The organism is Acinetobacter sp. YH12219, assembly GCF_013417875.1.
In the GTDB taxonomy this organism is placed as follows: Bacteria; Pseudomonadota; Gammaproteobacteria; order Pseudomonadales; family Moraxellaceae; genus Acinetobacter; species Acinetobacter amyesii.
Window position 1 is genome coordinate 137954 of record NZ_VPDC01000009.1, and the last position, 7114, is coordinate 145067.

The following is a 7114-nucleotide window of genomic DNA, read 5'->3' on the forward strand; positions in this document are numbered from 1 at the left end:
TTTAGCGAAATGATGATCTGATATGTCTTTCTTTGCATTGGGTGTCAACCATCAAACCGCCTCTGTAGAACTGCGCGAACAGATTGCATTTAACCCTGAAAAGTTAACAGCGCTGCTTGAACAGCAAAGCCATACGCCTGAACTCAATGACATGGTGGTGGTGTCTACATGTAATCGTACCGAAGTCTATGCGATGTCTGAAAATGCAGACGTGGTATTGAATTGGCTCGCCCAATCAAATGGTATCGATGTAAAGCAATTGTCAAATCATGTGTATCGTTATGAAAATGCACAAGCGGTGACACACCTCATGCGTGTGGCTAGCGGCTTGGATTCGCTCATGCTTGGTGAGCCTCAAATTTTAGGTCAAGTCAAAACGGCTTTGTCCTTAGCCAAAGATGCCGAAACCGTTTCCCCAAATTTAAACCGTATTTTTGAATATGCCTTTTATGCGGCAAAACGTGTGCGTTCTGAAACAGCCGTTGGAAGTCATGCGGTGTCGATGGGCTATGCTGTTGCTCAGCTCGCTTTACAGGTCTTTAGTCAGCCTGAAAAATTGACGGTGATGATTGTTGCTGCTGGTGAAATGAATAGCTTGGTTGCAAAGCATTTGGCCGAAATGGGTGTGGGCAGAATTATTATCTGTAACCGTACACGTGCCCGTGCCGAAGCTTTATCGCAAGAGATTGCTCATTGTGTAGAAGTTGAAATAATTGATTTTGCAGATTTGGCAGACAATTTACATCGCGCAGATGTAATTTCAAGTTGTACTGGAAGCTTGCATCAAGTGATTTATTTTGCGGATGTCAAAGCAGCACTGAAAAAACGTCGTTATAAACAAATGCTATTGGTTGATTTGGCTGTACCACGAGATATTGAAGCCAAAGTTGAAAGTCTAGATGGCGTTTATTTATATGGTGTCGATGACCTGCAAACTGTCATTGAAGAAAATTTGGCTCAGCGTCGTCAGGCGGCAGTTGAAGCCGAAGTGATGGTTAATCAGCTTGCGACAGATTTAATCACACAGCAAAAAGTGAATTTGGCTGGCTCGACAATTCATGCATACCGTGAACATGGTGAGTCATTACGTCAAGAAGAACTGGCTTTGGCCTTGAATCGTCTACAAAAGGGTGAAGATGCGGCTACAATTATGCAAGAAATGTCGCATCGTTTAACCCAAAAACTATTGCATCCGACCTCTATCGTGCTGCGCAATGCAGCGATGGCGGAAGACCCTGCTTATTTTGAAATGTTAGAACAAGATTTAGTTAATGTGGCTGAAAATCGCCGTAAACCAAAAAAATAAATAAGCTGATTCATTGAATAGCATGTCGTTCACAGCTTGAACTTGAAGTTAAAACTTAATCTTCAAGGAGGGTGAGCGATCTTTTTTTATCAATATCATAAATACGTTGTTTTAAATTACGCATTTCAGCAAGGCTAGAAAACTTATTCGACTTGATCTTGAGTTGTAAGAATTGATATTGCAATTTTGTCGATAAATCTGCTGCGAGTTTATCTGCTTGTTCAGGTGATGATGTATAGTCACTGATATTGGCATGCTCTAAAATATGTTGTAATTCATGATGATGTGCTGCGCAAGCACCGAGTACATAATAGGTCGATAACTCTGGGTCATCAGGCAATTCATCAAAAATCACATTGAAAATATTTAAAACGTGATAAAGCAAGAGATCTTGTGAAACTAAGGCGCGTAAAGGCTCAAAATGAATGTAGAGATAAGGATGATTGATTAAAATCGCAATCACATATTCTTCAGCATCAATTTTTGTACTAAAGCTCAGAGACGCATCATTATTGACTTGAGGCTGCCACTTTCGGCTAAACCCTAATTTTTCACGGAAATATTGTTGTAGCAAATAACGATATGAACCACCTTTCGGTAACAGTTCAGTCAGTTGTCTCAGTTCACCCATCACCTGACTTTTACCTTCAGGCGAAGCAACATTATGATTTTGCGTTAAATGTGCAAAAACAAATTCAGAAAGTAGCGGTGAGGTGTCCAATAAACGTCGAAAATTTTCGATACCTTCACGACGGATCAATGAATCTGGGTCGTGGTCATTCGGCAAAACAAAGAATTTAAGTTCTCGTCCATCATTCAGTAATGGCAGGGCAATTTCAAGCGTACGACGAGCTGCTTTTTGACCCGCGGCATCACCATCAAATGCAATGGTAATACGGCTATTTTGCTTAAATAAAATGTTTAAATGTTCTGTATTACTGGCTGTCCCAAGAGTTGCTACAGCGCCATGAATGCCATATTGCTGAAGGGCAATGACATCCATATAACCTTCGACCATTAACCAGTCTTGGGCTTTTTGTTTACGGCCTTCATATAAACCATAAAGTAACTGGTTTTTATGGAAAACTTCAGAGTCTGGAGAGTTGATATACTTCGGTTTGATTTCATCATTTAGGGCACGACCACCAAAACCGACCACACGACCTTTCGCATCTCGAATCGGGAAAATCACCCGCTCGCGCAGTAGGTCAAAGTCACGACCACTGTCACTGGTTCGAATCAAACCGAGAAGTTTGAGTCCTTCGATATCTTGTGGAAAGGCTTTTTCTAAATGTTGCCAATCTTCAGGGGCATAGCCTAAGCGCCAATAGGCGATGGTGTCTGCACTGAGACCCCGTTGTTTAAAATAAGCTTGCCCAATTGGACTGAGCGGAAGTTGTTGTTCATAAAACTGTGCGACATTTTCCAGCAAGTCATATAAGTTTCCATCTTGCGGCACATCTTCAAAAGCATTGGCAACTTGGTCAAAGTGAGCAAACGGATCGCTCCCATAAAAGGCTTCTTCGCTATTTTGAAACTCAGCAAATGGGTCGTGTTCGAAATTTACTGCAGCAGGAGCAGTCTGTGTTTCGCCTGTTTGGGGCGTCAGAGCTTTTGTTTCGATTGCAGGTTTTTGTACAGGTTTAGGTTTAGATTCGCGTTTATATTTGAGTTTATTGGAATCGTTATTGTCTTTCGGTAGTTCAATACCCGTTTGGCTTGATAAATCCTTCATCACTTCGATGAAGTTACGACTACCAATATCCATTAAAAAGCGAATGGCATTACCATTGGCCTGACAACCAAAGCAGTGAAAATATTGTTTATCACGATAGACATGGAAAGATGGCGATTTTTCCTGATGGAATGGGCAGCATCCTGAGTAGGTGCGTCCAGTCTTTTTCAATTTCACAAATTGACCAATCACATCGACAATATCGGTGCGATCTAAAATTTGATCAATTGTATGTTGAGGAATGGCCATGCTGTTTTATCTGTCTATCTATTGAATTTGGGCAGTTCGTGAAATATGTTGAAATCAGCAATGCTGTAAGTTCAGTGGGGATGCAGTACAGCATCGTCCATCGAACTATTGTATACCTTTTAATCTAACCGAATCTGTAGATCCTGAAAAGATAAAAGGGCAAGTATTCTAACTTGCCCTTTGTGAAAAATCGACCTTCGTTGCGACTATATTATTCAGCTGATTCTGACGACTCAGTTTTTTCGCTATGAGGACGATCCAATAAGCCAAAGCTTAAACGATTGGTTAAACTGCGTTTTTCTTCATCAGTTTCAACCGCCTCTGTAGAGGTTTGCTCAGACATCGTTTGTGCTTCTTTACCGAAAATACCTAAGGTTGCACGGTTAAGGAAGCTGCCTTCACTACGTGCAGCACGCATATTGACTGTACCGTCTGACTTCACAAGTTTTGGATAGTTTAGCTTAAGCACTTCGATGTATTGCTGAGACGTGGTTTTATCACCAAGTTTGTCATAACCATAGGCAACCGTCGCTAGAGCTTCTGGAACTTGTGGTGCTTGCGGATAATGTTCGATCACCCAAAGTGAACGTTCAACAGCAGCTAACCATGCTTTACGCTTCACATTAAAACGTGCCGCATTCATTTCGCTTTCAGCCAATTCTTGACTGATGAACTTCATACGTTGTGCGGCATCGACTGCATATTCGCTCGATGGATAGCGACGGATAAAGTCGACAAAGTTTTGATAAGCCACTTTGAGATAGCTCACATCACGATGCGATTGCTTTAAAGAAGTATAGCGAAGCAAACCATTGTAGTTTTGCTCCATGTTTGAAACACCACGCACGTAGTACGCATAATCAACTTGCGGATGTTGTGGGTTCATACGAATAAAACGGTCTGCAAGAGCAATCGCACCTTCATAGTCTTTTTGCTGAAACTTTACATACAATAGTTCAAGTTGTGCTTGCTGCGCATAGTTACCTGTAGGGTAGTAGGTCTCTAGAGCTTCAAGGTGTTTTGCTGCATCTGTATATTGGTTACGTTCAAGCGCTTTTTGGGCTTTTTCGATATAAATCTGTTCGCTTGATTGTGGACCTGTGTCGACCACTTCTTTCTTTGGATTACTGCTACAGCCTACCATTGCCGATGCAATGCCTATTGTTAGAGCAAGCATTGTCATTTTATATTTTGGTAGCGACATAAAAATTCCTCTGTTAATACGGGCAATGAGCTACAATTGAACTATTAAACCACTTTTGTCTGAATGAGCAAATGAGTCAAGCACAATCTTCCAATTCTAATTTCCCTGAAACTGATTTCAATTTACTTGAAGATTCTGAGGATGCAGATAACCATACTTCAGACTCAACTGCAACACGTTTATCGTTGCAATTTCAATTGGATGAAAGCTATTTAGGACAACGTATTGATCAGGTTTCAGCACTGGTTTGGACTGATTTTTCTCGTGAAAAGCTAAAACAGTGGCTCAAAGAGGGCCATTTGTTGGTCAATGGTAACACTGTGAAACCAAAGTACAAATGCGAAGGCACAGAGTTACTGACTTTAGACGTCGAGTTAGAAGCACAAACCCGTAGCTTACCTGAAGATATTCCACTCAATATTGTCTATGAAGATGACGATATTATGGTGATTAACAAACCTGTCGGTATGGTTGTTCATCCGGGCGCTGGAAATAGCACAGGCACATTGGTGAATGCAATTTTGTATCACTACCCAAAATCTTCAGAGTTGACCCGTGCAGGTTTGGTACATCGTATTGATAAAGACACCTCAGGTCTGTTGGTAGTTGCGAAAAACCTCGAATCCCAATTTTCTTTAAGTAAGCAATTGGCGAAGAAATCGGTTTACCGTATTTACGATTTGATCGTATATGGCAACATTATTGCCGGCGGTACAGTGGATGAGCCGATTAAACGTCATCCTGTTGATCGCATTAAAATGGCAGTCTTGCCGGGCGGTAAAGATGCGGTGACTCACTATAATGTGAAAGAACGTTTCCAAAACTTTACCCGCGTTCAAGCACGTTTAGAAACGGGTCGTACTCATCAAATTCGTGTGCATTTTACTTATATCGGTCATGGTCTTGTGGGCGATCAAGTGTATGTACCACGTGTACGTATGCCTGCAGGCGCGTCGATGTTATTAGATGACACTTTACGTGGCTTTAAACGTCAAGCGTTACATGCAGTTAAATTGGGTCTTGTTCATCCACGTACAGGTGAAGACATGATGTTTGAAGCACCATGGCCTGAAGACTTTAATCAATTGGTTGAAGTTTTACGTAGCGAAAACAAAGCTTATTAAGTTTTAAACTGATTTACACGCCATAGATAGAAAAGGACGGCAACATGCAATTTGTTCAGGGACTTCCACAGGGTGTTTTTGTGGGACAAACTCGAGTTCATCATGATCAGACGCAACCCGCTGAACAACCTGAACTGGCAGGATTTAATCTGGCATTGCATGTGGGAGATGATGCAGCGCGTGTGCAAAAGCACCGGATGCAATTGCTCAAAGACTTTGCTAAATATGGCGTGAATAAAATCAGCTGGATGAACCAAACGCACAGTACGCTATGCCATCGCATTGATGAACAGATCAACTTTGTTGCACCCGAAGGCGATGGTATGGTCACGCAGTCTAAACACCATGCCCTGATGATGATGACCGCAGATTGCTTACCCGTGGTTTTGGGTAATGCTGACGGGACTGAAGTTGCCAATCTGCATGCAGGTTGGAAGGGCTTGGCAAATGGTATTGTGGAAAACACCATTGCAGCCATGCACACTCAGCCAACATGGGCTTGGTTGGGGGCGGCCATTTGCCAAGAGAGTTTTGAAATTGGCGCAGAAGTCAAAGCTGCCTTTTGTTCCAAATACCCAGAACTTGAAAGTGCATTTAAAGCTGGTGTAAAGGAAGGCAAATATTATGCTGATCTTTATGCGATAGCGCGTTATATTCTTGCATTACATGGGGTTAAATCTGTAACCGGTGGCGACCAATGTACCTTTTTGCAAGCTGATGAATATTTTTCTTATCGCCGAGAAGCGAAAACAGGACGTATGGCAACATTCGTCTTTATGCTTTGAAAATGCTAAACTTGACTGAATCTATCGACTTTTAAATGTTATGTCTTTGACTGCTAAATCTCTTGCTGTTGTTTACCACAGTCCCTATGGGCACACTGCCAAAGTGGCGAATTTCATTGTACAAGGTGCAGAAAAAGCCGGTGTAAAAGTCCATCTCATGAATGTAGAGCATGTGGATTGGGATGAATTGGACAGTGCGGATGCCATCGTTTTTGGATGCCCAACCTATATGGGCAGTATGAGTGCGGCAATGAAATTATTCATGGAGCAATCATCTAAACGCTGGTTAGCACGGACATGGCAAGGCAAGTTAGCCGCTGGTTTTACCAATGGTGGCGGCTTAAGTGGAGATAAATTGGCAGTATTGCAGCAAATCAATTTATTCGCCATGCAGCACGGCATGTTGTGGAGCGGTCTTCCATTGATGCCAACTGGACGAAGCACAACAGATTTAAATCGGATGTCGAGCTTTTTAGGTTTAATGACACAATCGGATAATGCGCCTGTTGAAGTCACGCCACCTGCGGGTGATTTAGAAACCGCTATTTGGTTTGGTGAATATCTGGGACTGTTGTTAAATAAAGTTAGGGTCTGTTGACATTTGTTGATTAAAAAAATAGCGAGATAGTAAAATTAAATCGCCAAACCCAATTTTACACTCGCTATGCCTCGAACAATGCTAAATGATCAACACTGGTCCAAGTTACTTGC

General features: G+C 41.9%; 6 protein-coding genes. 4 read left to right on the forward strand and 2 right to left on the reverse strand.

Annotation, left to right across the window (positions count from 1 at the left end):
- Nucleotides 1-22 precede the first annotated feature (22 nt).
- Nucleotides 23-1306 (forward strand): glutamyl-tRNA reductase, encoded by a 1284-nt coding sequence (gene hemA, locus FTV04_RS07475; protein WP_180089147.1) that lies wholly within the window; start codon nt 23-25, stop codon nt 1304-1306.
- Nucleotides 1307-1361: 55 nt separating this feature from the next.
- On the opposite strand, the gene FTV04_RS07480 is transcribed toward hemA, so the two are convergent.
- Together FTV04_RS07480 and FTV04_RS07485 are read right to left on the reverse strand one after the other, a co-directional pair.
- The gene (locus FTV04_RS07480; RefSeq protein ID WP_180089148.1) at nt 1362-3290 is read right to left on the reverse strand and encodes a DNA primase; all 1929 of its coding nucleotides are present in this window, start codon (nt 3288-3290) and stop codon (nt 1362-1364) included.
- 211 nt (nt 3291-3501) lie between these two features.
- Entirely contained in the window at nt 3502-4494 is a 993-nt protein-coding gene (locus tag FTV04_RS07485) for an outer membrane protein assembly factor BamD (RefSeq protein WP_180089149.1), read from the reverse strand.
- A 71-nt stretch (nt 4495-4565) separates the two neighbouring features.
- Here FTV04_RS07485 and rluD point away from each other — a divergent pair, with 71 nt between their 5' ends.
- From rluD to FTV04_RS07500, 3 genes are read left to right on the forward strand one after another with little or no spacing between them, the layout of a single operon-like run.
- Nucleotides 4566-5618, forward strand: a complete 1053-nt coding sequence (gene rluD, locus FTV04_RS07490) for a 23S rRNA pseudouridine(1911/1915/1917) synthase RluD (RefSeq protein ID WP_180089150.1) — start codon at nt 4566-4568, stop codon at nt 5616-5618.
- Nucleotides 5619-5662: 44 nt separating this feature from the next.
- Nucleotides 5663-6403, forward strand: coding sequence for a peptidoglycan editing factor PgeF (gene pgeF, locus FTV04_RS07495; RefSeq protein WP_180089151.1), 741 nt, complete (start codon nt 5663-5665; stop codon nt 6401-6403).
- A gap of 40 nt (nt 6404-6443) precedes the next feature.
- Nucleotides 6444-7001 carry a flavodoxin family protein gene (locus tag FTV04_RS07500; RefSeq protein ID WP_180089152.1) on the forward strand — a complete coding sequence of 186 codons (558 nt, stop codon included), beginning with the start codon at nt 6444-6446 and terminating at the stop codon, nt 6999-7001.
- Nucleotides 7002-7114: the final 113 nt, after the last annotated feature.

What these genes read in the sequence shown, in the direction of transcription:
- hemA (WP_180089147.1), top strand. Translation starts at nt 23, where the DNA reads ATGTCTTTCTTTGCATTGGGTGTCAACCATCAAACCGCCTCTGTAGAA.
- FTV04_RS07480 (WP_180089148.1), bottom strand. Translation starts at nt 3,290, where the DNA reads ATGGCCATTCCTCAACATACAATTGATCAAATTTTAGATCGCACCGAT.
- FTV04_RS07485 (WP_180089149.1), bottom strand. Translation starts at nt 4,494, where the DNA reads ATGTCGCTACCAAAATATAAAATGACAATGCTTGCTCTAACAATAGGC.
- rluD (WP_180089150.1), top strand. Translation starts at nt 4,566, where the DNA reads ATGAGTCAAGCACAATCTTCCAATTCTAATTTCCCTGAAACTGATTTC.
- pgeF (WP_180089151.1), top strand. Translation starts at nt 5,663, where the DNA reads ATGCAATTTGTTCAGGGACTTCCACAGGGTGTTTTTGTGGGACAAACT.
- FTV04_RS07500 (WP_180089152.1), top strand. Translation starts at nt 6,444, where the DNA reads ATGTCTTTGACTGCTAAATCTCTTGCTGTTGTTTACCACAGTCCCTAT.